This window comes from Streptomyces sp. NPDC051921 (genome assembly GCF_040680975.1).
Classification (GTDB): Bacteria; Actinomycetota; Actinomycetes; order Streptomycetales; family Streptomycetaceae; genus Streptomyces.
This window is the reverse complement of record NZ_JBFAXU010000010.1, coordinates 1-25,364: the sequence shown is the minus strand read 5'-3', so window position 1 is coordinate 25,364 and position 25,364 is coordinate 1. Positions and strand designations below refer to the sequence as shown.

The 25,364-nt window shown below is 74.5% G+C and carries 24 protein-coding genes and 1 pseudogene; 14 read left to right on the top strand and 11 right to left on the bottom strand.

The features are described from left to right. The 3 genes from AB0M16_RS15290 to AB0M16_RS15280 all read right to left on the bottom strand — a co-directional run bounded on the left by AB0M16_RS15290 (position 1) and on the right by AB0M16_RS15280 (position 1,332). Positions 1-153 carry a hypothetical protein gene (locus AB0M16_RS15290; RefSeq protein WP_365342849.1) on the bottom strand — a complete coding sequence of 51 codons (153 nt, stop codon included), beginning with the start codon at positions 151-153 and terminating at the stop codon, positions 1-3. 250 nt (positions 154-403) lie between these two features. Beyond that, positions 404-1,072, bottom strand: a complete 669-nt coding sequence (locus AB0M16_RS15285; RefSeq protein WP_365342847.1) for a class I SAM-dependent methyltransferase — start codon at positions 1,070-1,072, stop codon at positions 404-406. Between the two features lie 38 nt (positions 1,073-1,110). Then, positions 1,111-1,332: a hypothetical protein gene (locus tag AB0M16_RS15280; protein ID WP_365342845.1), complete on the bottom strand. Its 222-nt coding sequence runs from the start codon at positions 1,330-1,332 to the stop codon at positions 1,111-1,113. 176 nt (positions 1,333-1,508) lie between these two features. On the opposite strand from AB0M16_RS15280, the gene AB0M16_RS15275 reads away from it, so the two are divergent. The 5 genes from AB0M16_RS15275 (at position 1,509) to AB0M16_RS15255 (ending at position 6,148) form a co-directional block, all read left to right on the top strand. Next, positions 1,509-1,730: a peptidase dimerization domain-containing protein gene (locus AB0M16_RS15275; RefSeq protein ID WP_365342843.1), complete on the top strand. Its 222-nt coding sequence runs from the start codon at positions 1,509-1,511 to the stop codon at positions 1,728-1,730. Positions 1,731-1,792: 62 nt separating this feature from the next. Continuing rightward, positions 1,793-3,010, top strand: coding sequence for a T4 RnlA family RNA ligase (locus AB0M16_RS15270; RefSeq protein WP_365342841.1), 1,218 nt, complete (start codon positions 1,793-1,795; stop codon positions 3,008-3,010). A gap of 2 nt (positions 3,011-3,012) precedes the next feature. Beyond that, positions 3,013-3,924, top strand: a complete 912-nt coding sequence (locus AB0M16_RS15265) for an AAA family ATPase (protein WP_365342840.1) — start codon at positions 3,013-3,015, stop codon at positions 3,922-3,924. A gap of 57 nt (positions 3,925-3,981) precedes the next feature. After that, positions 3,982-4,689 carry a DUF2993 domain-containing protein gene (locus tag AB0M16_RS15260; protein WP_365342838.1) on the top strand — a complete coding sequence of 236 codons (708 nt, stop codon included), beginning with the start codon at positions 3,982-3,984 and terminating at the stop codon, positions 4,687-4,689. Positions 4,690-4,819: 130 nt separating this feature from the next. Next, entirely contained in the window at positions 4,820-6,148 is a 1,329-nt protein-coding gene (locus AB0M16_RS15255) for a radical SAM protein (RefSeq protein WP_365342836.1), read from the top strand. Positions 6,149-6,190: 42 nt separating this feature from the next. Here the strand turns inward: AB0M16_RS15255 and AB0M16_RS15250 are convergent, their stop codons facing one another. Beyond that, positions 6,191-7,411 (bottom strand): aromatic acid exporter family protein, encoded by a 1,221-nt coding sequence (locus AB0M16_RS15250; RefSeq protein WP_365342834.1) that lies wholly within the window; start codon positions 7,409-7,411, stop codon positions 6,191-6,193. Between the two features lie 108 nt (positions 7,412-7,519). Here AB0M16_RS15250 and AB0M16_RS15245 point away from each other — a divergent pair, with 108 nt between their 5' ends. From AB0M16_RS15245 to AB0M16_RS15235, 3 genes are all read left to right on the top strand, one after another. Continuing rightward, positions 7,520-8,641, top strand: a complete 1,122-nt coding sequence (locus AB0M16_RS15245; protein ID WP_365342832.1) for a PfkB family carbohydrate kinase — start codon at positions 7,520-7,522, stop codon at positions 8,639-8,641. Between the two features lie 29 nt (positions 8,642-8,670). After that, positions 8,671-9,369, top strand: coding sequence for an RNase H family protein (locus tag AB0M16_RS15240; RefSeq protein WP_365342830.1), 699 nt, complete (start codon positions 8,671-8,673; stop codon positions 9,367-9,369). A gap of 264 nt (positions 9,370-9,633) precedes the next feature. After that, positions 9,634-10,359 (top strand): GNAT family protein, encoded by a 726-nt coding sequence (locus tag AB0M16_RS15235; protein WP_365342828.1) that lies wholly within the window; start codon positions 9,634-9,636, stop codon positions 10,357-10,359. Between the two features lie 29 nt (positions 10,360-10,388). On the opposite strand, the gene AB0M16_RS15230 is transcribed toward AB0M16_RS15235, so the two are convergent. From AB0M16_RS15230 to AB0M16_RS15215, 4 genes are all read right to left on the bottom strand, one after another. Then, positions 10,389-10,784, bottom strand: coding sequence for an STAS domain-containing protein (locus AB0M16_RS15230; RefSeq protein ID WP_365342826.1), 396 nt, complete (start codon positions 10,782-10,784; stop codon positions 10,389-10,391). 164 nt (positions 10,785-10,948) lie between these two features. Next, a complete protein-coding gene (locus AB0M16_RS15225) occupies positions 10,949-11,878 on the bottom strand; it encodes a universal stress protein (RefSeq protein WP_365342824.1) in 930 nt (309 codons plus the stop codon). 74 nt (positions 11,879-11,952) lie between these two features. Continuing rightward, positions 11,953-13,593 (bottom strand): FAD-dependent oxidoreductase, encoded by a 1,641-nt coding sequence (locus AB0M16_RS15220; protein ID WP_365342821.1) that lies wholly within the window; start codon positions 13,591-13,593, stop codon positions 11,953-11,955. A gap of 63 nt (positions 13,594-13,656) precedes the next feature. Next, on the bottom strand, positions 13,657-14,571 hold the full coding sequence (locus AB0M16_RS15215) for a diiron oxygenase (RefSeq protein WP_365342819.1): 915 nt from the start codon (positions 14,569-14,571) through the stop codon (positions 13,657-13,659). A 157-nt stretch (positions 14,572-14,728) separates the two neighbouring features. Here AB0M16_RS15215 and AB0M16_RS15210 point away from each other — a divergent pair, with 157 nt between their 5' ends. Together AB0M16_RS15210 and AB0M16_RS15205 are read left to right on the top strand one after the other, a co-directional pair. Beyond that, on the top strand, positions 14,729-15,124 hold the full coding sequence (locus tag AB0M16_RS15210) for a DUF4440 domain-containing protein (RefSeq protein ID WP_365342817.1): 396 nt from the start codon (positions 14,729-14,731) through the stop codon (positions 15,122-15,124). 58 nt (positions 15,125-15,182) lie between these two features. After that, entirely contained in the window at positions 15,183-16,082 is a 900-nt protein-coding gene (locus AB0M16_RS15205) for a sigma-70 family RNA polymerase sigma factor (RefSeq protein ID WP_365342815.1), read from the top strand. A 599-nt stretch (positions 16,083-16,681) separates the two neighbouring features. On the opposite strand, the gene AB0M16_RS15200 is transcribed toward AB0M16_RS15205, so the two are convergent. Next, positions 16,682-17,950 carry an MFS transporter gene (locus AB0M16_RS15200; RefSeq protein WP_365342813.1) on the bottom strand — a complete coding sequence of 423 codons (1,269 nt, stop codon included), beginning with the start codon at positions 17,948-17,950 and terminating at the stop codon, positions 16,682-16,684. Positions 17,951-18,051: 101 nt separating this feature from the next. Beyond that, positions 18,052-19,911 carry a serine/threonine-protein kinase gene (locus AB0M16_RS15195; protein ID WP_365342811.1) on the bottom strand — a complete coding sequence of 620 codons (1,860 nt, stop codon included), beginning with the start codon at positions 19,909-19,911 and terminating at the stop codon, positions 18,052-18,054. Positions 19,912-20,241: 330 nt separating this feature from the next. Here AB0M16_RS15195 and rpmG point away from each other — a divergent pair, with 330 nt between their 5' ends. Then, entirely contained in the window at positions 20,242-20,406 is a 165-nt protein-coding gene (rpmG, locus tag AB0M16_RS15190) for a 50S ribosomal protein L33 (RefSeq protein ID WP_365342808.1), read from the top strand. Between the two features lie 184 nt (positions 20,407-20,590). After that, positions 20,591-21,334 (top strand): annotated as a pseudogene (locus tag AB0M16_RS15185) (aminoglycoside adenylyltransferase family protein); the annotation flags it as partial. An 18-nt stretch (positions 21,335-21,352) separates the two neighbouring features. Here the strand turns inward: AB0M16_RS15185 and AB0M16_RS15180 are convergent. Beyond that, positions 21,353-22,258: an arginase family protein gene (locus AB0M16_RS15180; RefSeq protein ID WP_365342806.1), complete on the bottom strand. Its 906-nt coding sequence runs from the start codon at positions 22,256-22,258 to the stop codon at positions 21,353-21,355. Positions 22,259-22,887: 629 nt separating this feature from the next. Here AB0M16_RS15180 and AB0M16_RS15175 point away from each other — a divergent pair. Then, positions 22,888-23,847 carry a LysR family transcriptional regulator gene (locus tag AB0M16_RS15175; protein WP_365342803.1) on the top strand — a complete coding sequence of 320 codons (960 nt, stop codon included), beginning with the start codon at positions 22,888-22,890 and terminating at the stop codon, positions 23,845-23,847. Between the two features lie 68 nt (positions 23,848-23,915). Beyond that, positions 23,916-25,292 carry a carbohydrate-binding protein gene (locus tag AB0M16_RS15170; protein WP_365342801.1) on the top strand — a complete coding sequence of 459 codons (1,377 nt, stop codon included), beginning with the start codon at positions 23,916-23,918 and terminating at the stop codon, positions 25,290-25,292. Positions 25,293-25,364 lie beyond the last annotated feature (72 nt).

Sequence of the window (25,364 nt, the reverse complement as noted above, 5' to 3'; positions counted from 1 at the left end):
TCACCCGAGGGCGCCGTCGACCGCGTCCACGACCCCGCCGCCGGGTGCGGCGTCCACGAGGCCCCCGTCGACGGCGACGAGCTCGGCGGGGGCCTCGTGGAGGGGGCGCACGTTCCGGAAGACGGTGGCGGTGACGGGGTGCCGGGACGGCACGGTCCCTCCCGGGAGGGAAGGGGAACAGACGGACGCCGACTTTGTATACAACGCGGCATACCACGCGGTCGTCCGCTGTTCCCGGTGCTCAGGCCCTCCCCGGTGCCAGGCGCCCGGCGGCCGGTCCTCCCGCGCTCAGCCCTCCCGGGCCGGTCCTCCCGCGCTCAGCCCTGCCGGGTCAGCCCTGCCGCGCTCAGCCCTCCCGGGTCGGTCCTCCCGGGCCGGTCCTCCCGCGCTCAGCCCTGCCGGGTCAGTCCTCCCGGCGGGCCAGCAGATAGGCGCGCCGCGTCTCCGCCTCGTGCGGGTAGGGAGCGCGGTCCAGCTCCGCCTCGACACGGAAGCCGGCCTCCCGCAGCGCGGTCGCGACGGCCGTGGGCTCCAGGAAGTGGAAGTCGACGTCCACCTCGTGGCCCCACCACTCGGTGAGGTTCTTCACCTCGGCGCCGATGTGGAAGGAGACGAGGAGGAGGGCGCCGGGGCGCAGCACGCGACGGATCTCGCCGAGGGCCGGTGCCAGCTCGGCCGGGGCGAGGTGGATCAGCGAGTACAGCGCGACGGCCGCGTCGAACTCGGCGTCCCGTGCGGGCAGCCCCAGCAGGTCCCCCTCGCGGAACTCCAGCTCCGGGTACCCCTTGCGGCCGAGGGCCACCATGGCGGGGGAGAGGTCGACCCCGACCACGGTCCGCCCGCGCTCCGCGAGCCATCCGGCGACGTGCCCGGGCCCGCAGCCCAGATCGGCGATCACCGCGCCGTCGCCCGCCTGCTCGGCCAGGGCCGCGAGCAGCGCCCGGTCCAGCGGCTTCCCTTCGAGCTCGCCCCCGATGCGGGACCGGTACTCCTCGGCCACGACGTCGTAACTGCGCCGCACGCGCTCGTGGGCCCCGTCGCCGGTCCCGTTCGTGCTGTCCGTGCCCGTCATGCTCATGCCCCCCTGTTCGCCGCCGCGGCGGCTTCCGGCTACTGCATCGGATGCATCGGCTGCATGGCCTGCACGGCCTGCATGGCCTGTGCGGTCTGCATCGGCGCGCCGGACGGGCCGAGCCCGGACGGCGGCATCTGGATCACACGGCTGAGGTCGCGCAGCACCTCCTCGGCGGCCCGGCGCACATCGCCGGGAACGTCCCCCTGCTCACGTATGAGCTCGGCGTAGATGGGGGCGGTGGTGTCCGCGTAGTTCATTGCGCTCGCTTCCTCGGCCTTCTGCGACGTACGTCCTCGGGCGGCGAGTCTACGGGGCCCGCGACCCTCCCATGGGCGCGGGCCCGGATCGCGGACGTCCCCGTGGACGGTCACGGGCGGTTCTCCGCCGCCGCTACTCCGGCCCGCTTGTACGTGCGCATCAGCACCGCCGTCTCGTGATCGTCACGTCCGGCGGCGAGGCCGCCGACGTCATCCCCGGCCGCGCCACCGCCGCGTACGACTGCCGCGCCACGACCGCCGAGGAACTCGCCGCGCTCAAGGCCCGGATCCGGGCCTGCTTCGAGGCGGGCGCGCTCGCCACCGATCCCGGACAGCGCCGCCGCCTCCTCGCGGACGTGGCCGCGCGCCCGCGCCGATCGCCCGGGGCCGCCCGCTAATTCGCTGGTCAGGGCCGCGGACGCACAGAAGAATGGGCCACCTTGACCACGGGAGGGAACCCATGAGCCAGGCGTACCTGACTCTCGACGCACTGCTGCCGCCGCACGAGCTGGCCGCAGCCGTCGAAGCCGGGCATGTGACCCGCAAGTCACACCCCGAGCTGCCGCTGTCGATCTACACGTACACGCGGGTCTGCCAGTACGAAGGCGTCTGGAACCAGGTCACCACCCGGTGCCGCGGCCTCGTCGCCGACGACCGCACCGGACGGATCGTCGCCCTGCCCCTGCCCAAGTTCTTCAACGTCTCCGAGCACGAGACCGGCCGCCCCTACGCGCCGGCCCTTCCCGACGAGCCGTTCGAGGTGTACGAGAAGGTCGACGGCAGCCTCGGCGTCGTCTTCCACTACGAGGGCCGGTGGCGGGTCGCCTCCAAGGGCTCCTTCGTCAGCACCCAGGCCACCTGGGCGCAGCGCCGCCTCGACGCCGCCGACACCACGGCCCTCGTGCCCGGTGTGACGTACCTCATGGAGATCGTCTACCCGGAGAACCGGATCGTGGTCGACTACGGCGCCCGCCGGGACCTCGTGCTCCTCGCCGCCCACGGGCCCGACGGCACCGAGGTCCCGCTCGCCGCGGCCGCGAGCGCCTGGCAGGGCATCGGCCCGGTCGTCACCGTCCACCCGCCGATGCCGCTCGACGAGCTCCTGAAGCTCACCGAGACGAACACGCTGCCCGACGGCAGCCCGGCCACCGGGACGGACGCCGAGGGCTTCGTCCTGCGCTTCGCCTCCGGCGTCCGCGCCAAGGCCAAGATCGCCGAGTACGTGCGCCTCCACAAGGTCCTGACCGGCGTGACGGAGCGCGACATCTGGCGCGGCCACGGCATCCAGCGCTTCGCCGGCACCTCGGCGAAGGTCCTGGCCCAGGGCCTCGGACTGTCCATGGCCGAGCTCGGCGGCATCCGCTCCGCGGGCGGGCGTCCCCTCGACGCCCTCCTGGAGCAGGTGCCCGACGAGTTCGACGCCTGGGTGCGGTCCGTGATCGGCCGCCTGGAGGAGGAGTTCGCCGCGCGCGAGCGCGCCGTCGACGAGGCGTACGAGTCCCTCGCCCACCTCGCCGACGACCGGGGCGCCTTCGCACGGGCCGCCAAGGCGCTGCCCGACCCGCGGCTGCGCTCCGCCGTCTTCCTGCGCCTCGACGGGCGCCGCACCGACCTGCTTGTATGGCGTGCCCTCCGCCCCGAGGCCGCCGACCCCTTCAGCACCGACGAGGAGAACTGACCGTGCCCGTGGTCCACGTCATGACCGGACTGCCTGCGTCCGGCAAGACGACCGCCGCCCGCGCCCTGCAAGAGAGCTCCGAGGGCCGGATGCGCCGCGTCAACCTCGACGATCTGCGCACCATGCTCGACCTGCCGAGCGGCGACCGCTCGCACGCCCACGAGCGGACCGTCCTCGACATCCAGGACGTCGCGGTGCGGGCGGCCGTCGACGACGGCTTCGACGTCGTCGTCGACAACACCCACCTGACGCCGCACATCCCGAAGCGCCTCAAGGCCGCCGTCGCCGGCCGCGAGGCCACCTTCGTCGTGCACGACTTCACCGACGTGCCCGTCGACGAGTGCGTCCGCCGCGACGCCGCCCGCGAGCGGCCGGTCGGCGAGGAGATCATCCGCATCCTCGCCGACAAGCACGCCAAGGCCACCCGCGGCGGCTGGCGGCTCACCGACGCCTGGCTCAACGACCGCCCCGCCGTCACCCCGTACGCCCCCGACCCCGCGCTGCCCTCCGCCGTCCTCTGCGACATCGACGGCACGCTGGCGCTGCGCGGCGACCGCGGACCGTACGACTTCAGCCGCTGCGACCTCGACCTGCTCAACGTCCCCGTCCGCGAGGCCCTGCGTGCCTTCCGCGCCGCCCACCAGGACCGGATCGTGCTGCTCTCCGGACGCAGCGAGGACCACAGGGAGCTGACGGAGTCCTGGCTGAAGCGCTACGAGGTGCCGTACGACGAGCTGTGGATGCGGGCCTCCGACGACGGCCGCTCCGACGACCTGGTCAAGGCGGAGCTCTTCGACGGCCACGTCCGGCACCGCTACGCCGTCCGGGTCTCGCTCGACGACCGGGACCGGGTCGTCGCCGTCTGGCGCCGCATGGGCCTGCCCACGTGGCAGGTCAACTACGGCAACTTCTAGGATCGTGCGTGCCGGTGCCCGCAGGTGGCGGGCGCCGCACGCACGGGGGAGTACGGAATGAAGCGGCGCTGGGTCAAGGTGCTCGTGATCGTGGTCGTGGTACTCGCGGGGCTGTTCGTCGCGGTGGACCGGATCGCGGTGCACTACGCGGAGAAGGAGGCCGTCGCCCTCGCCGAGGAGAAGTACGGCTACGGCGGGGGATCGACGAACGGCTTCACCGAGGTCTCGATCCACGGCTTCCCGTTCCTCACCCAGGCCGCGGACCTCAGCCTCGACCACGTGACCCTGACCGCCGGGAACTTCTCCGTGAACACCACGGCCGGCGCCCAAGGCGACCACCTCGACATCCGGAGGCTCGACCTGGACCTGCAGGACCTGACGGCGTCCTCGCTCAGCTCGCGCAGCGCCGGCGCCAACCTGGTCACGGGCCGTGTCACCATCGGCTACGAGGACCTCTCCGGCGTCGTGTCCCGGTTGCTCGGCAAGGGCGGCGCCCTCACCGTCGCGCCGGCCACCGGCGGAGCCGCGGGCGGCCAGGAGGCCGCCCTGCGCATCACCGGGAGCTGGGACGGCCGGCCGCTGGACACGGCGGCGAGCGTGGCGGTCGCGGCCGACGAGTTCCAGCTGCGCGTGCCCGAACTCGGCGGCACCACGTACACCTGGCGGGTGCCCCTGCCCCAGAACATCAACTTCACCGCGGCCCGGTCCCACCCGGACGGGCTGGAGCTGGAAGTGACCGGACACCAGGTCGTCCTGGGCCGCTGACCGGGCCTTCCGCCCTGCGGCGGAGAGCGACTGCGACCGGGGGCGGATGCCGAGCCCGCCGGCGCCGTCCTAGGGTGGACGTCGGCTCACCACAGCCCGCGACCGTCCGACCGAGGAGATGTATTCGCGCATGATCCGCCGCACCGACGAGGTCGAAGACCTCATGCACCGCTTCCCGCACGTCCCGAAGGAGGCGGTGATCAAGGAAGACCTGCTGCGCGGCGGCATCGCGTTCGACGACTCGGCCCTCACCGACTCCGGCGACGAGGCCTCGGGCGAGGTCAAGCCCAAGTCGTACTTCATCTTCTCCTTCGACCACCGCACCCTGCCCGAGCTCGGGCAGGCCGCGCTGCGCCGCCCGCCGGAGGAGATCGTGCTCACCGGCGGCCCCTACGAGCTGCGGCGCACCGTCGTCTCCGTACGCGTCAACCCCGCCTCGCCGTACCGGGTCGCCGCGGGCGAGGACGGCATGCTCGGCCTCTACCTGGACGGGCGCCGCATCGCCGACGTCGGTCTCCCGCCGATGCCCGAGTACTACCGGCACACCCTCGCCAACGGGAAGTCGGTGATGGAGGTCGCCCCCACCATCCAGTGGGGCTACCTCATCTACCTGACGGTCTTCCGGGTCTGCCAGTACTTCGGCGCCAAGGAGGAGTGCCAGTACTGCGACATCAACCACAACTGGCGCCAGCACAAGGCCGCCGGCCGCCCCTACACCGGGGTGAAGGACGTCGAGGAGGTGCTGGAGGCGCTCGCGATCATCGACAAGTACGACACCACCGGCGCCTCCACCGCGTACACGCTCACCGGCGGTGCCGTCACCTCCCGGGTCGGCGGCAAGGACGAGGCCGACTTCTACGGCCAGTACGCCCAGGCCATCGAGGAGCGCTTCCCCGGCCGCTGGATCGGCAAGGTCGTCGCCCAGGCGCTGCCCAAGGCCGACGTCCAGCGCTTCAAGGACTACGGCATCCAGATCTACCACCCCAACTACGAGGTGTGGGACAAGCGCCTGTTCGAGCTGTACTGCCCCGGCAAGGAGCGGTACGTGGGCCGCGACGAGTGGCACCGCCGGATCCTCGACTCCGCGGAGGTCTTCGGCCCGCGCAACGTCATCCCGAACTTCGTGGCGGGCGTGGAGATGGCCGAGCCCTTCGGCTTCACCACCGTCGACGAGGCCATCGCCTCCACCACGGAGGGCCTGGAGTACTTCATGTCCCGCGGCATCACGCCCCGGTTCACCACCTGGTGCCCCGAGCCCACCACCCCGCTCGGCAAGGCCAACCCGGCGGGCGCGCCGCTGGAGTACCACATCCGCCTCCTCGACGCCTACCGGGCGACGATGGAGTCCCACGGCCTCAGCTCGCCCCCCGGCTACGGCCCGGCCGGTCCCGGCAACGCGGTCTTCTCCGTGAGCTCCTTCATGGACAGCCTCCCGGCCGCACAGCCCGCCGCCGACTGACCCGCGGGTCCGGCGCGGAGCGCCGCCCCGCCCGGAGGCGGGTCAGCGCTCCGCGCGCGCACGCCCGGACCACGGTGCCAGCCGTCGCCGTCGCCGTCGCTCGCGCCGCTCGCGCGCGTGGCGGTCGAGTTCCTCCATGAGGCGGCGGCCCCGGTGCTCGGGGTCCAGTTCGTCGAGGACACGATCGAACTCGGCGAGCAGCGCACCGTAGAGCTGCCAGTGGCCGGGCTCCCGCAGAGCGCTGGCCAGCAGCAGCTCCGCGGCGTGGGCGCGGCGACCGCGTGCGGCGCGCAGCTCGGCCGCCAGCCGGGTCTCGGCCGCGTCGGCGGCACCGCTGTCGGGGGCCGTGACGAGGACGGCGTAGCTGACGAAGGCGTCGGCGGTGTGCTGGGCCGTCTCCTGGAGGACGAGGGCCGTGGGGACGGGCAGCAGGCTCTCGCCCGACCGGGCCTTCGCCAGGTCGGTGACGCTGCGGGCGAGGACGCGCAGCACGACGGCGCAGATCTCCAGGGTGTCGAGCCCGGTGCGCAGCATGATGCGGTGCAGCAGGCCCTCCTTGACGCGCGGATTGAACCGCAGACTGTCCTCGGCCGTGCGCAGCGCGGCGTCCACGTCGGCCACGTCGTTGTCGAGCCGCCGAGCCTCGTGCAGCCGGGCCGCCGCCCGCTCCACCGGGGGCGCCCCCGCGAACTCCTCCGCCACGTCGAGCAGCAGCCGGCGCATGCGCCGGGCGAGGTCCTCGATCGAGTCGCCCGCCGTGTCCACCCAGACGGGCGGCGCGAGCAGCAGGTTGAAGAGCAGCCCGACGACGGCGCCGATCAGGGTCTCCAGCACCCGGTCCCAGGCGGTGTGGGCGACCTGGGTGACCCCGAGCACCAGCATCGCGCTGATGGCGACCTCGGGGATGAACTCCTCCACCTTCACGAACCGCCCGACGACGAGGGAGGCCAGGATGACCAGGGCGAGACTCCACCAGGAGAGCCCGACGATCGCGCTGAACCCGATGGCGATGAGGACGCCGACGACGACGGAGTTGACCCGGCGCAGGCTCGTGGTGAGCGTCGAATAGAGCGTGACCTGCACGACGAGCAGCGCGGTCAGCGGCGCCGTCAGCGGGGCCGGCTCGCTGCTGAGCCAGAGCGCGACGACGTACGACAGGGTCGCGGCCACGGTCGACCGCAGCGTCTGGACGACGAAGGGGTCATGCCGCAGCCGCCTCGCCAGGTCGGCGTACCGGGCGGCCGGTCCGCTGAACTGTGTCACCTGGTGCCTCCTGCCCTGCGGACGGCGAGTCCACACCGGTCACCACTCTTGCAGAAGGGTGGTGAAGGATCTTGCAGGAGCGCGGCGTCCGCTGTTTGACTGCCCCGCATGAGCAGCAGCGACAGTGCCCTCGGCAGCGCCCGCTCCTCCGCGGACGCCGGGATCGCCGCCGGGCCCGGCACCGACACGGGCGTCGGCCCCGACACGGGGGACGACACCGACAGGGGTGCCGAGACCGGCATCGACGTCGAGACCGGGGCCGACAGGGGTGCCGAGACCGGCATCGACGTCGAGACCGGGGCCGACACGGACATCGACGTCCTCGTCCTCGGCGGCGCCGGGGTCGACACCATCGTGTACGTCCCCGAACTGCCCCTGCCCTACGCGGACAGCCACATGATCCGGCCCGGGATCGAGACCCGGGCCGGGCAGACCGGGGACTTCGTCGCCCTCGGGCTGCACCGCCTCGGGCTGCGCACCCATCACCTGGACATGATCGGCGCCGACCCCGAGGGCGACCTCGTCCGGGCCTTCCATCGGGACCAGGGCATCCCGCTGACCGAGGTGCGCCAACCCGCCGGGACCAAGCGGGCCGTGAACCTTGTCGGCCCGGACGGCCGCAGGCTGTCCCTCTACGACGCCACCCGGGGCCACGACGACGACCGCCTGCCCGCGCGGGCCGTCAAGGCGCTCGCCGCCCGGAGCGGCCACGCGCACGTGTCCCTCACCCAGCCCTGCGTCCACACCCTGCCCGCGCTGCGCGAGTCGGGCGTCACGATCTCGACCGACCTGCACGACTGGGACGGGCGCGCCGCCTACCACGAGCCCTTCGCCCTCGCCGCCGATCTGGTGTTCCTGTCCACGACCGCCCTCGACGACCCCGAGCGCACCCTCCGGGACATCGCCGCCCGCGGCCGTGCCTCCGCCGTCGTCGGGACGTCCGGCGCCGCGGGTGCCCACCTCCTCACCGGGCCCGACGCGGAACTGGTGCACATCCCCGCCGTCGCCCCGCCCGCCCCCGTCGTCGACAGCAACGGCGCCGGGGACGCCTTCGTCGCCGGGTTCGTGTACGCCTGGCTCTCCGGCGCGCCCGTCCGCACCTGTGCCCTGTACGGCGCCGTGGCCGGCGCGTACGCCTGCACCGTGCCCTCGACCCGTGCCGACGCCATCGGGCGTGCCGCGCTGCAGGCCGAGGTGGCCCGGTTGAGCGGTGCGGCAGGTGGTCACTGACAGGTGCGCGGGCGTGTCAGGATCGGAGGATGACAGAGAAGATCATCGCGGCGTGCGACGGCGCTTCCAAGGGCAACCCCGGGCCCGCCGCCTGGGCCTGGGTCATCGGGACCGAGAGCGGCGAGGTCGCCCACTGGGAGGCCGGGCCGCTGGGCACGGCCACCAACAACGTGGCCGAACTGACCGCGCTCCTCAGGCTCTTGGAGCGCCTCGACCCGGCCGTGCCCGCCGAGGTGCGGATGGATTCGCAGTACGCCATGAAGGCCGTCACCACCTGGCTCCCCGGCTGGCGCCGCAAGGGCTGGAAGACCTCGGCCGGCACCCCGGTCGCCAACAAGGAGCTGGTGGTGGCCATCGACGGGCTTCTCGCCGACCGGCGCGTCGAGTTCGTCTACACCCCGGCCCACCAGGTCGACGGTGACCCCCTGAACGACGCGGCCGACCGCGCCGCCAGCCACACCGCCCGCAGCCAGGAGCCCGCCGGTTCCGCCGCGGGTTCGGCGCTGCCCCCGCCCGAGCCGGCTTCCGCGCGCCCCGCGGCCAAGCGCCCCGCGAAGGCCTCCGGACCCGCCCGCCCGCGGCGCTCGGGAGGCGGCTCCTCCGCGCCCTCGCTCAAGGCCAGGTTCCCGGGACGGTGCCGCTGTGGACAGACGTACGGAAAGGGCGAGACGATCATGAAGAACTCGGACGGCTGGGGCCATCCGACCTGCGCGGATGCCGCTTCCTGAGGGAGCTCGACGGCGTGCGGCGGGCCGAACGGGGGATCGGGGTAAACCGGACATTCACCTAGCTGTGTGCACGGGTTCGTGTGGGGTTCTGTTCTCGGAGCCCTCGGGGCTGCATACTGTTCCTCCCGCCACCGATGGCGAACCGTTTCACTTGCCCTTTTCCTCTTGGGCGAAGCGGTCGGCAACGGGCCGGGAACCCCTCCCTTTCATCCTCGCCGCGATCCGGCGTGCGATGACCCCTGCCCGTGAAAGACCCGAGGTCCCGTGCCAGTTCCCGTAGTCCTTACCGGGCGCACCGTGCGCCTGGAGCCGCTGGCCATGCGCCACGCCGAGGGCATTGCCTGGGCGGGTGCTATGGATCGTGCGGCGTATGCCTACACCTCCGTGCCCCACGGCCTTGACGCCTCCTGCGACTACATCGCCCGCGCCCTCGCCGAACAGGCGCAGGGCCGGGTGCTCCCCTTCGCCCTGGTCCATCCTCAGACCGGTCGGGTGCTCGGGTCCACACGCTTCCTGGAACTCGACTACTGGCGCGGCCCCGTCGTCTGGCCGCCGGTGACCGGCGTGCCCTACGGGGACCCGCTGACCTCGGTGCCGGACGCCGCCGAGATCGGCAACACCTGGATCTCCGGCGAGGCCCGCGGCACCGGCGTCAACACCGAGGCCAAGTACCTCATGCTGCGGCACGCGTTCGAGACCTGGGGCGTCCGACGGATCTCGATGCGGGCCGACGCCCGCAACACCCGTTCCCGGGTCGCGATCGAGCGCCTCGGTGCCACCTGCGAAGGGGTGCGCAGGGCCCACTCGCGCGGCCTGGACGGAATCGTCCGCGACACGGCCTTCTACTCCATCCTCGACGAGGAGTGGTCGGCCGTCCGCGGCATCATCGAGCTCCGGCTGCCGGGCCTGCGCCCGTCGGTCGTGCACCCGGCCGCCTTCCCCGGGGAGACGCGCGAACACGGCGGCGCGGGCGAGCTGCTGCCCGCCTGAGGCCGCGAACCGGCCCCGGCGGCTGCCGGTCACACCGGCAGCCGCCCCGGCCGGCCCGTCCGTGGCGCCGGAGGACCCGCGCTCCCGGGCGGCGGCGCGGGCGGCGACGGCCGCAGGATCTCGTCGAGCGCGGCGAGCCGCACCAGGCGCAGGACCATCGGCTGGTCACACACCAGGCGCCATTCCGCACCGCGGGCCTGCACGCGCTGCGCGCAGCGCACCAGGAGCCCGAGCCCCGACGCGTCACAGAACGTGACGTGGCGCAGGTCGACGGTGAGCGCGGGCGCCTCGCGGGCCAGCACGTCGAGTTCGGGCCGGACGCGCTGCACCAGCACCAGGTCGAGCTCGCCGTGCAGCTCGACCGTGGTGAGGCGCTCGCTCGTCCGGACGGCCAGGTGCGGATCGCCGCGTCGGATCAGATGCATGGACACGCTCCACTGGATCGGTCCCCGTGGATCGAGGTTCGCGGCCCTTACCGAGGCAGACACGTTTCTCCACATCCGCCATCACCCGAAGAGGTGAATACGGTGCATTTCCGCCCGCTCGAGCCCTGGCGTTGCCCCGGCTCTCCCACGGGCGTGCGGGCCGGTCAGGACGTCCCCGCCCGCCCGGTGGGGGGCACGACGGCCACCGGGCACGCCGCGTGGTGCAGCACCGCGTGCGTCACGGAACCGACGAGCAGGGTCTCGACACGGTGCCGGCGGTGTCGGCCGACCACCAGGAGCCCCGCCTTGCGGGAGTCCTCGACCAGGCGGCCCGCCGCGTCGACGGGAGTGACGGCCGGGACGACCTCGACCTCCCGATAGCGCTCCGCGAACGGGCGCAGGCGCTCCTCCTGGTGCCGGGTCGTGGCGGCCTCCAGTTCCGGTGTCTCGTCGGGCAGTGGCGGCGGGACCTGGAGCGCGGGAGCGGGCGCACCGATCAGCAGGGCCGGGGACGGCGGCACCGGATAGGCGGTCACCACCTCCAGCGGCACCCCCCGCCTGCGGGCCGCCTCGAAGGCGAAGTCGACGACCTCGTCGGCGGTCTCCTCGACGTGCAGCCCGAGCAGCACCCGGCCCGCCTCGGCGCCGCTCTCGAGTGAGGCGGCACGCGCCTCGTGCGGCACGACGACCACCGGGCAGGGCGCCGAGGAGGCCAGGGCGCGGCTGGCGGACCCCAGGAGCAGGCTCGCGAAGCCGCCCCGCCCCCGGGCCCCGACCACGAGCAGCCGAGCGCCCCGGGCCGCCTCGGTCAGGGCGTCGACGACCGAACCGTCCAGCGAGGCGTACCGCACGTCGAGCCCCTCGGCCCGCGGCCCCACCTTCGCGGCCAGCGCGTCCACCACCGTGTCCGGGATCTCGGGCTTCCCCCCGAGCGAGGCGATCCGGGCGCTGCCGAGCTGCAGCGCCTCGGACCGGACATGGGCCACGGTGAGCGGAGCCTCCAGGCTCCGCGCCGCCCGCAGTGCCCACTCCAGGGCCCGCAGACTGTGCTCGGAACCGTCGACCCCCACCACCACAGCAGATTTCTCCCTCATGCCTGGCACTCATATAGGGATCATTCGCCCACTTCCCGGTGCCACGCCGAGGCGTACTCGATCGGTCCCCGCCGTCAGCGGAGCAGCCGACGGCGTCCGCGTGCCGCGGCCACCAGCTCGGGCAGCGTGCCCAACTTCACCCGGGGCCGGCCGGACTCCTCGCCGCGGGCGCGTTCGGCCCGCTCGATGGCGGCGAGGCCACGGGCGTCCACCAGGGTGCGGGCCCGGCCGTGGGCGAGGCGGTCGAACGCCCGCGCGGTGCCCGTCGGAACGGGGAGGGCCCCGTCGACGGCGTCGGCCAGGAGGGTGCCGACGGTCTCGGCGGCGCAGGTACGGTTGGCGCCGATGCCCCCCGAGGGGCCGCGCTTGATCCAGCCCACCACGTACGTGCCCGGCCGGCCCTCGACCCGCCCGCCGCGGTGCGGGACCGTGCCGGTCGCGTCGTCGAACGGCAGCCCCGCGACCGGGAGTCCGCGGTAGCCGACCGCCCGCAGGACCATGCCGGCGGGGATGGTGGCCGGTCCGCCGTCGCCGGTCACCCGCACCGCCCCGTCGAGGATCTCCTCCGGCGCGGAGTGGAAGCGGAAGACGATGCGCCGCCCCGGCCCCGGCGGTTCGGTCCAGTCCACGCGCTCGCGCACCGCCCCGCCGAGGAGGGCCGCCTTCTCGTGCGGCGCGGCGGCCTCCACGGCCGTCCACACCCGCGGATCGTGGTCGTCGACGACCAGGCGCACCCCGGGAAGCCGCCCCAGCGCGAGGAGTTCGGGCGCCGTGCAGGAGGCGTCCTCCGGCCCCCGCCGCGCGAGCAGCACCACCTCGCGCACGGCGGAGGCCCGCAGCGCCGTGAGGGCGTGGTCCGCGATGTCCGTCGCCGCCAGGGTCTCGGGGTCCGAGACCAGGATGCGGGCGAAGTCCAGGGCCACGTTGCCGGTGCCGACGACCACGACCCGCTCGGTCGCCGACAGGTCGATCGTGTCGGGCGCGACCTCGGGATGCGCGTTGTACCAGGCGACGAAGGACGTCGCCGGGACGCTGCCCGGCCGGTCCTCGCCGGGGACGCCCAGGCGTCGGTCGGTCGCCGCGCCCACCGCGTACACCACGGCGTCGTGGTGCGCGGCCAGTTCCTCCGCGGTCACGTCCGTACCGACGTCGACGCCGAGGTACATCCGGACCCGCGGATGGGTGTGGAAGCGGGCGAAGGCGTCACCGATCCGCTTGGTCGCCGGGTGGTCGGGCGCCACCCCGTAGCGTACGAGGCCGCCCGCCACCGGCAGCCGGTCGACCAGCGTCACCTCGGCGTTCGTGTGCAGCAGCAGGTCCTCCGCGGCGTACATGCCGGCGGGGCCCGTGCCGACCACCGCGACCCGGATGCGCCCGAAGTCGGACGGCAGCGAGCGCGTGAAGGACGGGGCGCCCCACGCGTGGAAGGTCGACCCGTCCTCCGGGGCGGGCCGGGGCGCGCGCCGCTCGGAGAAGTCCGCGTTGAGGGCTGCGTACAGCTCCTGCCCGGCGGGCAGCGAGTCCGCCGGGAAGACGGCGTCGACCGGGCAGGCGTCGGCGCAGGCGCCGCAGTCGATGCACGACTTCGGGTCGATGTAGAGCATCTCGGTGCGGCCGAAGTCCGGCTCGTCGGGCGTCGGGTGGATGCAGTTGACCGGGCAGACGGCGACGCAGGTGGCGTCGTTGCAGCAGGTCTGGGTGATGGCGTAGGTCATGGCGTCGTCAGCTCGCGGGGCTCCGGTGAGGGGCGGACGGGGGGCGCGTGGGCGGAAGGGGGGTCAGAGGAGGTGGGCGCGCCGGTAGACGGCGACGGCCGGGCGGGTCAGCAGCCGGGCCGAGGACAGGAACTCCATCAGGCCCGCGCAGCTGGACCGCATCAGCGACTTGTGGTGCTGGTTGGCCCGCGCCTCGGCGAGCGCCCGCTCGGTGTCGAGCCCCGCGTTCGCGTACACCTCGCGGTTCACCATGCTGGTCACGATGAGGTACGAGGCGATCGAGACGACGAGCGCCTGCACGTGGCGGCGCAGCGGACCGGCCTCGCGCAGCCGGGCGCGGGTCTCCTCGCGGGCGAACTTCATGTGCCGCGACTCCTCGACGACGTGGATGTTGTTGATGGTCCGGACGAAGGGCACCACGCGCTCGTCGCGCATCCAGTCGCGCTGCATGACGTCCAGCACCTCCTCGGCGACGAGGATCGAGGCGTACGCCGCCTCGCCGACGGCCAGCGTCTTGAAGGCCCGGCCGAGTTCGAGGACGAAGCGCGGCGGGCGGTACGCGGGGGCCCCGAGCTTGGCCGCGCCGCGGCCGAACATGATCGAGTGCCGGCACTCGTCGGCGATCTCCGTCAGGGCCCACTGGAAGCGCGGGTCGGTCGGGTCCTTGGCGTACATGTCGCGCAGCACCATCTGCTGCAGGATCATCTCGAACCATATGCCCGTGCTGGCCACCGACGCGGACTCCTGCCGGGTGAGCTCCTTGCGCTGGGCCTCCGTCAGCTCCTGCCAGTAGCTGGTGCCGTAGAGGGTGCTCCACTCGGGGCTCATGCCGTGGAAGTCCTTGTCGAGCGGGGTGTCCCAGTCCACCTCGGTGGCGGGGTCGTAGGAGAGCTTGGCGGAGGACTCGAGCAACCGGCGGGCCGCGTCGCGCTCGGGCTGGCGGGCCGGGTCCGCGGGCTGGACGGTGCTGCTGGCCATGGTGCGGCTCCTTGGGGACCTCGAGAGCGGGAAGGAGGCTTGTTAGACGCCGTGTCTAGCAAGCTGTTGGACGGAAGGTATAGCAAGACGGCTCGCTCGCCTACCCGTCGGTACGCAATTCCTTGCCGGAGCCCCACGACCGGGAGAGGATGCGTCCATGATCGACAGCGCCGCGAACGACACGGAACGGACCGCGGTCGCCGCGGCCATCGACGGCGAACTGCGCCTCTTGGACCCCACCGTCCGCGTCTCCGCGACCGAGGCCCGCGCCCTCTTCGACCCCGAGTTCATCGAGGTCGGCGCGTCGGGACGGCGCTGGACGTACGAGGAGATGCTCGCCGCCCTGCCCGAGCTGGACGGCGGAGCCGAGGACGGCCCACGCTTCGAGCCCTCCGGCATGCGCGGGGTGCTCCTCGCCCCCGGCCTCGTCCACCTCACGTACGAGACCGTCATCGACGGGCGCCGGGCGCGCCGCAGCTCGATCTGGCGCCATTGCGCCGGGACCGGCTGGCGGCTCTACCACCACCAGGGCACCCCCGTCCCGGAAGACTGAACGCCCGTGTTCTCATGAGGCGTTCACGCAGGCGGGACCACCGGGGGAGAGACAGGGCATGAGGACGACGGACGACGGCGCGGTGCTGACCGAACGGTTCGAGCGGGACCGGGGGCACCTTCGCGCGGTGGCCTACCGCATGCTCGGATCCCTCGCCGAGGCCGACGACGCGCTCCAGGAGGCGTGGCTCCGTGCGAACAGCGCCGGGATCGCCGGTGTCGAGAACCTCGGCGGCTGGCTCACCACCGTCGTCTCCCGCGTCTGCCTGAACATGCTCAGGTCCCGCGACCGGCGTCGCGAGGACTCCCTGGAGGAACGGCTCCGCGAGCCCGACGCCGACCTGCCCGGGCGCGACCCCGAGGAGGAGGCCCTGATGGCCGACTCCGTCGGCGTCGCCCTGCTCGTCGTCCTCGACACCCTCGGGCCCGCCGAACGCCTCGCCTTCGTGCTCCACGACATGTTCGCCGTCGCCTTCGAGGACATCGCGCCCATGCTGGAGCGCACACCGGCCGCCGTGCGGCAGCTCGCGAGCCGGGCCCGCCGCCGGGTCAGGGGCGGCACCGTGGTGCGTGCCGAAGTCGACGCGGTGCGTCGGCGGAGCGTGGTCGAGGCCTTCCTCGCCGCCACCCGGGGCGGCGACTTCGAGGCCCTGGTGGCCCTGCTCCACCCGGACGTCGTCCTGCACGCCGACCGGATGGTCGTCCCGACGCCCGAACCGATCGTCGTCGCCGGTGGCCGCACGGTCGCGCAGGGCGCCATGGCGGCCGTGGGCCGCGCCCGCTTCACCGGAGTGGCGCTCGTCGACGGCACCTTCGGTCTGGCCATGGCACCGCAGGGCCGCCTGCGCGTGGTGCTCACCTTCGTCGTGACGGACGGCCTGATCACCGCGATCGACGTCGTCGCGGACCCGGAGCGGCTCGGAGCGATGGAGATCGCGGCGGCGGACACCGACCTGTAGGGCCCGGCCAGGCCGGGTCCGGCCGGGGCCGGACTCCGACGATCCGCAGGCGGACGCGTCCGACCTCACCGGCCCGGAGCCCGGTCGCATCGGACTCACCGACGCCCGGCGGTCGGCGAGGTCGGACCCGGGCGAACGAGAGGGCGGCTGATCGGACCTCGCACTCGGCGTTCGCGCCCGGCGGGCGCACGTCGACGGGCGCGGTGGTACGCGCGTCGAGGACGACGGCCGTGTCGCCGTCCACGTCCAGGCCCGGCTGGACGATCCAGTCCTCGGCGGCGACCGCGCTGTCGAGCAGGCAACGGCCTCTGGGCACCTGGACGGTGACGGTGCCGGCCGGGCCCTCCGGTGCGAGCGTGGTGCCGGCCGGCGCGCCCGAGAGCCCCGTGAGATGCGTGACGTGCTCGGCGGTCGGCGCGCCGTCGCGTCCGAGATGGATGAGCGTCAGCGCGTACGTCTTCGCGTCCGGTGAGGCGGGGGCGGTGTCTTCGACCGGGTCACCTCGGCCTTCCTCGGCGAGCGCACGGTCCTGACGCGGTCCACGGCCGTCGGCCCCGCGGGTACGGTCCTCGGCCGCTCGGCCGTGCTCACCAGGGCGGTCACGAACCGGCCCGGCGAGCGCCCGCCTTCGGCCTCGACGCCGCCGCGACAGCGACCGTGACCGTGCCGGACGCCGGGTGCCCCCGTTCGCGCCGCGCCCGGCGGACGGCGAGGGGGGCGGCGAGGCCGGTGAGGGCGAAGAGCGCCCCGGTGACGTACCAGCCCGGGCGGCCCCAGCCGACGCAGAGTGCGATGAGCAGGGCGGGTCCGAAGCCCTCGGCGAGTCCGGCGCCGAGACCGAACACGCCCAGGTACTGGCCCGTCGCGTGCTCCGGCGCGAGCGCGAAGGAGAGCTCGAATCCGGCGGCGGCGTGCCACAGCTCACCGATCGTGTGCACCACCACCGCCGTGAGGACGAGCGTCGTGGCCGCCCACGCCGGGGTTCCGGCCGCGAGCGAGACGAGCGCGCAGGACACCAGGAACGCCACGCCGGCCCGGCGGTAGGCCCGTGCCCCGGCGGCGGGGGAGTCGACGCCGCGGCTGGCCCGTACCTGCAGCGCGATGACGATGACGGTGTTGACCAGCATGGTGCCCGCGATCAGCCCGCGCGGCGCGCTCGTCGCCTGGACCAGCCACAACGGGATCGCCACGGTGAGGACCTTGAACTGGATCGACATGACGCCGTCGACGGCGGTGAGCAGCAGGTAGGGCCGGTCCCGCAGCGCGGCCCAGCGCGGCCCGCCCGCGTCGGGCACCGGCGGCACCGGCGGCAGCAGGACCAGGAGGGCCGCGGAGGCGGCGAAGGCGACGGTGTTGCCGACGACCAGCAGCTGGTACGCCGTGAGGGTGCCGGCCTGCACGGCCCATCCGGCGCCCAGCGCGCCGAGCGAGATGCCGACGTTCGTGACGGCACGGAGGTACGCCCGGAACTCCTGCGGCCGGTCGCCGCCGTGGCGCCGGATGATCGGGCTGCGCGCGGCGAGGCCGGCGGCCTGCGCGGCGGTGGCCGCGCAGACCGTCAGGACGAACACCCAGAGCCGGTCCGCCAGGAGGAACCCCCCGGTGGCCGCAGCCCGTACGACGAGCGTGGCCGCGTACACGCCGCGCGCCTCGCGCCGGTCCGCGAGGTGTCCGGCCGTGATCCCCACGGCCAGCGACACCAGCCCGGCGGCGCCGAGCCCGAGCCCCACCTGTGCCGCAGGGAGGTGCATCGCCAGGGTGAAGTACAGGACGCCGGCGGTCAGGTAGAGCCCGCTGCCCATCGTGTTGACGAGGTTGGAGGCCGCGATGACGCGCTGCGGTCCGGTGTCCGGCACGAGTTGGGGCATGACGGGTCTCCGACTCCTGGGCGCACGTAAGGGCCCCTCAAGCTTGTTGCACATTACTCGCAACAGCAAGAGGCTTGCGGAGGAAAGCCGGTGACTGCCCGTCAGTCACCCGAGCCCGACGGCACCGAGTTGCGCCACACGGTCACGTCCAGGGTCATGTACGTGCTGGGCGAGCCCTCCGGGGAGAAGCCCTTGACCGTGACCAGGCCCATGTGGCCCGTGCCGGTGGTCACGCACACCTGACGGCCCTTGGACAGCTTGTTGACGTAGACCTCCCGTGTGAACCGGGTGTCCGCGAGGCAGGTCTCCAGCGAGCCCTCCTGGCCGGGGTCGAGCAGCACCAGATTGCCGCCGGTGCTCTCGGCGTCGAGATAGCCGCCCGTGTCGTAGGAGAGCTCGTAGTTGCCGTCCTCGCCGTCCTGGGGCCGCACGACGTCGTCCCCGAGGGTCAGGTGATAGCCGGCGGTGAGGTTGATGTTCTTGAAATCGGCGGGCTTCGGGGCCGGCTTGGCCGACGCCTTCGGGGCGGACGTCGAACCGCCCTGGCTCGGTCCGTCGCCGGTCTTGCCGTTGGCGCCGCCGTTGCCGCTCGCCGCGTTCGCCCGGTCCCCGTCCTTCGTGAGGACGTACGCGGTCGCGGCGCCGCCGATGCCGAAGACGAGCGCGGCGGCGAGCCCGACGAGCAGGGTCCGCCGGCCCGCGTCCCGCGCCGGGGCCGGGGCGCCCGGTGCGCGGTAGGGCGCCGGGGTCGGGAACACGGCCGGGGTCGGGCCCTGCGTCGGGGCGTAGGCGTGCGCGTGGGCCTGCGCCGCCGGGTGGGGCACGTGGCCGGGGGCCTGGACCGGGTAGGCCGGGGCCGACGGCGGCGGGGCCTGGGTGGGGGCCGCCCCGGTCGGATGGTGGGCGGGGGCGGTCGGCGAGTACGCCGGCGGGGTGGGGGAGTGATCCGCTGCGGCCGTCGGCGGGTGCGCCGGCGCCGCGGGGGAGTAGCCCACCGAGGGGGCCGTCGGCGGAGGGGGCGGTGTCGGCGCCGCGGCGGGGGTCGCCGTCCGCGCCGTGATGTCCGCCGAGACCGCGCTCGGCAGCCAGTCCTCGGGGCGCCGCAGCACCGTCGCCGCGTTCGCCTCCTGGCAGAGCCGGATCACCTCCGCGACGGTCGGCCGGGCCCCGGGGTCCTTCGCCAGGCAGCGGGCGACCAGCTCGGACAGCCGCTCCGGGACCGCGCTCAGGTTCGGCTGCTCGTGCACGATCCGGTACAGCACCCCGTGCGAGGTCCCCTCGCCGAAGGCGGGGGCGCCCGTCGCCGCGTACACCGCGACCTGTCCCAGGGCGAAGATGTCGGTCGCCGGTGTCACGCGGCTTCCCGCGGCCTGCTCCGGGGCCATGAACGAGGGAGTGCCGATGGTGACGCCGCTGCCGGTGAGCGAGGTCGCGTCGGCGGCGTGGGCGATGCCGAAGTCGATGACCCGGGGGCCGTCGGCGGCGAGCAGCACGTTGGACGGCTTGAGGTCGCGGTGCACGAGCCCCGCGCCGTGGATGACGTGCAGGGCCTCGGCCATCCCCGCGACGAGCAGCAGCACCGTCTCGACGGGCAGCGCGCCGTGCGCCACCACCGCGTCGGCGAGCGAGGGACCGGGCACGTAGGCGGTGGCCAGCCACGGCTGCGCGCCCTCGGCGTCGGCGTCGATGACGGGCGCCGTGAACAGCCCCTGCACCCGCTGCGCGGACCGCACCTCCTGGGCGAAGCGGCGGCGGAACTCGGCGTCCTCGCCGAACTCGGGCCGGATGACCTTCACGGCGACGGGGCGGCCGCCGGGCGTGTACGACAGGTACACCTTGCCCATGCCGCCGGCACCGAGCCGTGCCGCCAGCCGGTACCCGGCGACGGTCGTCGGATCGTCGGCGGCGAGCGGCTGGAAGATCGCGGAAGCTCCGGCGCTGCCCTGCTGCTGACCACTCATCAATTCTGTTCTCCCCGTGCGGAACTGCGGATCCCGTTTCTCGCCCGGCACCCTATCGGCTGGGCGCCGACGGCGGGACCGGAGCCGCGTGGGGGGTGGGAGGCGGCCGGGAACGCGGTGGGGAGGGCGGCTCCGGGCAGGCCGCGAAGGCCGGCCACGGAGGGGGACGGGGGAGATCGGGAGAGGAAGGGAGGGCACGGGGAGAGTGGGCGCGGGCGGTCGGGAACGAGCGGGAACGGACGGGAATGCGACGGGGAGGGGTGCTGTTACACCCGTCGAGGCTGACATGGCCGAGTCAAACGATCTCGGACCGCAGCCGGAAGGAGCACCATGACCCGTACCACCCAGCGCCCCGTGGTCACCCTCAGGTCCACCGCCGGCACCGGCGCGACCTATGTGACCCGCAAGAACCGCCAGAACGACCCCGACCGCCTGGTCCTGCGCAAGTACGACCCCGTCGTCGGCGCCCACGTGGAGTTCCGCGAGGAACGCTGACCCGTGGGTGCGGCCCGGCAGGGCCGACGCCGACCCCGGCTCGCCCCGTCCTCGCGGCGCGGGCGACCGGGGTCGGGCCACGTGAGGAGGCGCCCCCCGCGCCACCGCGGATCTCGCGCGCGAGCTCGTGCCCCACCCGCTGGGCTCACCCCGCCCCGCGAAGTCGTCGTCACCCGGAGGGCCGATGTCCACGCGCCAGACCGACGCCGTCGTCCGGCTCGTCCGCGCCGTCCTGGGTGACGAGGCGCTCGGCGCCTACCCGCACGGTTCCGCCGTGCTCGGCGGGCTGCGCCCGCACAGCGACGTCGACGTGCTCGTGGTCGCCCGCCGCGGCCTCACCACCGCCGAGCGGCGTGCCCTCACCGAGGGGCTGCTCGCCCTCTCCGGCTCGCGTGCCCACGACGGGCCGGCCCGGCCCGTCGAGCTGATCGTCGTGGTGGCCGGGCAGATCAGGCCCTGGCGCCACCCGGCCGTCTGCGACTACTTGTACGGGGAGTGGCTGCGCGAGGAGTACGAACGGGGCGTCCTGCCCCGTCCCGAGCCCGCCCCGGACCTGGCGACGCTGCTCACCATGGCCCGCGCGGGCGACGCCCCGCTCCTCGGCCCGCCGCCGTCCGCTCTGATCGACCCGGTGCCCGCCGCCGACGTACGGAGCGCGATCGTCGCCGGGATCCCCGGACTGATGGCCGACCTCGAGTCCGACACCCGCAACGTGCTGCTCACCCTCGCCCGGATCTGGGGCACGCTGGAGACCGGACGGATCCGGGCCAAGGACGCCGCCGCCGACTGGGCGCCGGCCCGGCTGCCGGCCGACCGGCGGCCCGTGCTCGCCCACGCGCGCGCCGTGTGCGAGGGGCGCGCGGAGGAGGACTGGGCGCCCCTCGCTCGCGCCGTGCGCCCGCAGGCCGAACACCTCCTGGAACGGATCCGGCAGGCCGCGGGGACGTCAGTCCTCGGCGAGGGCCGTGACGAGGAGGTCGGTGAGCAGGGCCCCGGCCGTGCCCTCGGGGTCGAGATCGGGGTCGTAGATGGTGATGTTGAGCCCGACGCAGCGCGGCGAGCGGACGAGCGGCCCTAGCAGCGCGGTCAGTTCGTCCGGAAGGAGTCCGCCCGGGTCGGGGCTGTCGACGGCCGGCATGACGGTGGGGTCGAGCACGTCGGCGTCCAGATGCACCCAGAAACCGTCCAGGGCCGGGGTCTCCAGGCTGACCGCGGTCGCGGCGCCGAGCTCGCCCGGACCCCACTCGCGCAGTTCGGAGACGGTCGCGACGGGGATCTTCAGCTCGCGCAGCTGGACGAGCTCGGGGTCGTCCCCGTACCCGTCGCGGGTGCCGAGGACGCGGACGTCCTCGTCCCGGAGGTAGGGGCGCCGGCCCTCGAGATCGGTCAGGTCGTTCTGGCCGCGGCCGGTCGCCAGGGCCAGTTCCTCGCCGCCGGCGGCGCCGATCCGGTCCGAGTTGGCCGGGTTGCGGAAGTCGGGGGAGGCGTCGACCGAGGCGAGCCCGTAGCGCCCGAGCCGGCGCAGGGCGAGGGCGGCGCCCAGCTGGATGGAACAGTCGCCGCCGAGGACCAGCGTGAAGTCCCCGGCCGTCACGTGGCGTTCGATCCGGTCGGCGAGCCGGACGGTGTACGCGGCGAGGGCGGCCGCGTTGAAGACGCCGTCGCCCTCCTGCCAGTCGCCCCGGTCGTACCGCGGCGGCACCACCACCCCGCCCTCGAACGCCCCGAGCCGCCGCACGATCCCGTTCTCGCGCAGCGCGCCGGCGAGCTTGTAGCAGCCGGGCACGGTGCCGGGGGAGGGCGGGCGCAGGCCGAGATTGGAGGGGGCGTCGATGACCACGATGTTCCTCATGAGCGCCATCCTCGCCGCGCCGGTACGCGACCGCAACGGACTTGGGCGCCGCCTCCGGCGAGGGGGCCGACGCCTGCTGACGCACCGGCTCCCGTCGTTCGTGACCGCGGTGACCATAGCCGGCCCCCGCGTTCGTGACCGCGGCGGCCACCTCCGGCTCCCGTGTACCTGACCGGCGACCGCCTCCGGCCCCCGCGTTCGTGACCGCGGCGACCGCCTCCGGCTCCCGCCTGCGCACCACGGGCCCGGGCGCCCGGCCGCGGCGTACGAGGCCGGCTCGACCCGCCCGCCGTCTCCGGCGAATGAGGCGACGACGGCCGGCGGGCCGGTGCCCGCGCACGCGACCGCGTCGGGTGACGGCCTGCTCCCGCGCCCACAGGCCGACACCCCGGCCGCACGGCGGGGCCCCGCTCGGGTGTGCCGGCCCGTCGCACGGCGCACGGGGCCCGGTGCGGACGCACGGCTGTACCGGCGGCCGGTGGCCGGTCCGAGGTCGACGTCGAGACCGTGCCCGGGGGCGCCCGAGGCGAGGCCCACTCCGCGGCGCGCCGAGCCCGGCACCTGCCCTCCTCCCCACCCCCCGCGTCGCTGGTCTGGACCTTGAGGGGAGGGGGCGTCAAGCTCAGGGCATGGACTTGGAGTTGAGGCACCTCAAGACGATCCGGGCGATCGCGGACGCCGGCAGCCTCACCCGGGCCGCCACCGCGCTCGGGCTGGCGCAGCCCGCCCTCAGTGCTCAGCTCAAGCGCATCGAGCGGGTCCTGGGCGGCGCGCTCTTCGACCGCGGCCGCGACGGCGTGCGGGCCACCCCGCTCGGGGACCTCGTCCTGGCCCGGGCCCGGGTCCTGCTGCCCGCCGTGCACGAGCTCCAGGAAGCGGCGGTGCGCTTCGCCCGTGAGGGCGCCGCCGGCCACCGGCTCGGCGGCACGCACGGGCCCCTGCTCGGCGGTCTCGTCGACCGGCTCGCCCGGACCGGGCCGGGAGCGCCGGTGACCACGTACACCTCCTGGTCGGAACGGGAGATCGCCCAAGGCGTGGTCGCCGGCCGGCTGGACTTCGCGCTGGTGGGCGTCTGCGGCGAGAGCAGCCCGCCCGAGGCGGGGCGGCTCGCCTGGACCGAGGTGGCCCGCGACCCCGTCCACGTGATGCTGGCCGCCGGTCATCCCCTCGCGTCCCGCGCCGAGGTCGAGCTCTCCGAACTGGCCGGCGAGGCCTGGACCGACGTGCCCGGCGACGGCTGCTTCGGCGACTGCTTCGCCGCCGCCTGCGTCCGCGCCGGCTTCACTCCGGCCTGTGTGTACGAGACCGATACCGCCTCCTGCGTCCACCTCGTCCAGGTGGGCCGCGCCGCCGGCCTGTGCCGGGCCACCTTCCCGGCCACACCCGGCCTGGTCTCCCGGCCCCTCGTCGGCACCCCGCTGGTGTGGCGCCACCTCCTCGGCTGGCATCCGGAGGGGCGCGCCGCGAGCCGGGCCCCGGTCGTCCTCGACCACGCGCGCGGCGCGCACGCCGACGCCCTGGCCCGCAGTGCGGCCCGCACCGCGGCGCCCGCCCGGACGGGCCATAACGCGATGACAGGGGCCGACTGACAACTCCCGCCCGAGCGAAGGGATTCCTACGGTTTCGGCAGTTCCCCCACGAAACCGAGGAGACCCCCATGCTCCGACGATCCGCCCGTGCGGCCGGCACCGTGCTGGCCGCCGCCGGGCTGGCGCTGGCCGGCCTGCAGGCCGTTCCCGCCACCGCGGTCCAGGCCGCCGATGCCCGGGCAGGCACCACGACCGCCGGAAGGACCGCCGCCGAGGCGCTCGGCGCAGCCGAGGCCCCGCCCGAGCTGCTCCGTGCCCTGCGGCGCGACCTGGGGCTCAGCGGCCCCCAGGCCCTGCGGCGCCTCGCGAACGAGGCCGAGGCCGGGGCCACCGCCGCCCGCGCGCGCCAAGGCCTCGGCGACGCGTTCGCCGGCGCCTGGGTGGACGGGCCCGAGTCGGCGACGCTCACCGTGGCCACCACCCGCGCCGCCGACCTGGCCGCGATACGGGCCGCGGGCGCCCGGGCCCGCCTGGTGCCGCACGGCCTGGCCGCCCTGGAGCGCGCCAAGGCCGCCCTCGACCGGGACGCCACCGCCGACACGCCCGTCCGCTACGTCGACGTCCGCGCGAACCGCCTCGTCGTCGAGGAGGCCCGTCCCGGCGCCGCCGCACGGCTCCTGGCCGCGACGGGCGTACCGCGCGCCCTCGTCGGGGTCGTCCGCAGCGCCGGGGCGCCCCGGCCGCTGTACGGCCTCCGTGGCGGCGACGCCTATTACATGGGCGGCGGCCGCTGCTCGGTCGGCTTTCCGGTGACCCGCGGCACCACGCAGGGCTTCGCCACGGCGGGCCACTGCGGTCGCGCGGGAACCACCACGACCGGCTTCAACCAGGTCGCCCAGGGCAGCTTCCAGGCCTCGGTCTTCCCCGGCAACGACATGGCGTGGGTGGCCGCCAACGCGAACTGGACCGCCACTCCCTACGTCAAGGGAGCCGGCGGTGCCAACGTGCAGGTGACCGGCTCCGTCCTGCAGCCCGTCGGCTCGTCCGTGTGCCGCTCCGGTTCGACCACCGGGTGGCACTGCGGCACCATCCAGCAGCACAACACCAGCGTCACCTACCAGGAGGGCACCGTCTCGGGCGTGACCCGGACGACGGTCTGCGCCGAGCCGGGCGACTCGGGCGGCTCGTACATCTCGGGCAGTCAGGCCCAGGGCGTCACCTCGGGCGGTTCCGGCAACTGCTCCAGCGGCGGTACGACCTTCTTCCAGCCGCTCAACCCGATCCTGCAGAGCTACGGCCTGACCCTGCGGACCACCAGCTCCGACCCCGGCCCGGGCCCCGGCCCCGGCGAGCCCGCGCCCGGCGGCACCTGGAAGGCGGGCACGGTCTACTCGGCCGGTGACACCGTCACGTACGGCGGTGCGAGCTACCGCTGCCTCCAGGGCCACCAGGCACAGGCGGGCTGGGAGCCGCCGAACGTCCCGGCGCTCTGGCAGCGCCTCTGAGCAGGAGACCCGGAGCGGGCCGCGCCGAGACACCCGGTGGTGCCGCTCCACCGGGTGCGGGCCCTGACCCGC

Bases quoted from the DNA above. Each gene is read 5' to 3' on its own strand.
- AB0M16_RS15285 (WP_365342847.1), bottom strand. From the start codon at position 1,072: ATGACGGGCACGGACAGCACGAACGGGACCGGCGACGGGGCCCACGAG.
- AB0M16_RS15280 (WP_365342845.1), bottom strand. From the start codon at position 1,332: ATGAACTACGCGGACACCACCGCCCCCATCTACGCCGAGCTCATACGT.
- AB0M16_RS15270 (WP_365342841.1), top strand. From the start codon at position 1,793: ATGAGCCAGGCGTACCTGACTCTCGACGCACTGCTGCCGCCGCACGAG.
- AB0M16_RS15260 (WP_365342838.1), top strand. From the start codon at position 3,982: ATGAAGCGGCGCTGGGTCAAGGTGCTCGTGATCGTGGTCGTGGTACTC.
- AB0M16_RS15255 (WP_365342836.1), top strand. From the start codon at position 4,820: ATGATCCGCCGCACCGACGAGGTCGAAGACCTCATGCACCGCTTCCCG.
- AB0M16_RS15245 (WP_365342832.1), top strand. From the start codon at position 7,520: ATGAGCAGCAGCGACAGTGCCCTCGGCAGCGCCCGCTCCTCCGCGGAC.
- AB0M16_RS15240 (WP_365342830.1), top strand. From the start codon at position 8,671: ATGACAGAGAAGATCATCGCGGCGTGCGACGGCGCTTCCAAGGGCAAC.
- AB0M16_RS15230 (WP_365342826.1), bottom strand. From the start codon at position 10,784: ATGCATCTGATCCGACGCGGCGATCCGCACCTGGCCGTCCGGACGAGC.
- AB0M16_RS15225 (WP_365342824.1), bottom strand. From the start codon at position 11,878: ATGAGGGAGAAATCTGCTGTGGTGGTGGGGGTCGACGGTTCCGAGCAC.
- AB0M16_RS15220 (WP_365342821.1), bottom strand. From the start codon at position 13,593: ATGACCTACGCCATCACCCAGACCTGCTGCAACGACGCCACCTGCGTC.
- AB0M16_RS15215 (WP_365342819.1), bottom strand. From the start codon at position 14,571: ATGGCCAGCAGCACCGTCCAGCCCGCGGACCCGGCCCGCCAGCCCGAG.
- AB0M16_RS15210 (WP_365342817.1), top strand. From the start codon at position 14,729: ATGATCGACAGCGCCGCGAACGACACGGAACGGACCGCGGTCGCCGCG.
- AB0M16_RS15205 (WP_365342815.1), top strand. From the start codon at position 15,183: ATGAGGACGACGGACGACGGCGCGGTGCTGACCGAACGGTTCGAGCGG.
- AB0M16_RS15200 (WP_365342813.1), bottom strand. From the start codon at position 17,950: ATGCCCCAACTCGTGCCGGACACCGGACCGCAGCGCGTCATCGCGGCC.
- AB0M16_RS15195 (WP_365342811.1), bottom strand. From the start codon at position 19,911: ATGAGTGGTCAGCAGCAGGGCAGCGCCGGAGCTTCCGCGATCTTCCAG.
- rpmG (WP_365342808.1), top strand. From the start codon at position 20,242: ATGACCCGTACCACCCAGCGCCCCGTGGTCACCCTCAGGTCCACCGCC.
- AB0M16_RS15180 (WP_365342806.1), bottom strand. From the start codon at position 22,258: ATGAGGAACATCGTGGTCATCGACGCCCCCTCCAATCTCGGCCTGCGC.
- AB0M16_RS15175 (WP_365342803.1), top strand. From the start codon at position 22,888: ATGGACTTGGAGTTGAGGCACCTCAAGACGATCCGGGCGATCGCGGAC.
- AB0M16_RS15170 (WP_365342801.1), top strand. From the start codon at position 23,916: ATGCTCCGACGATCCGCCCGTGCGGCCGGCACCGTGCTGGCCGCCGCC.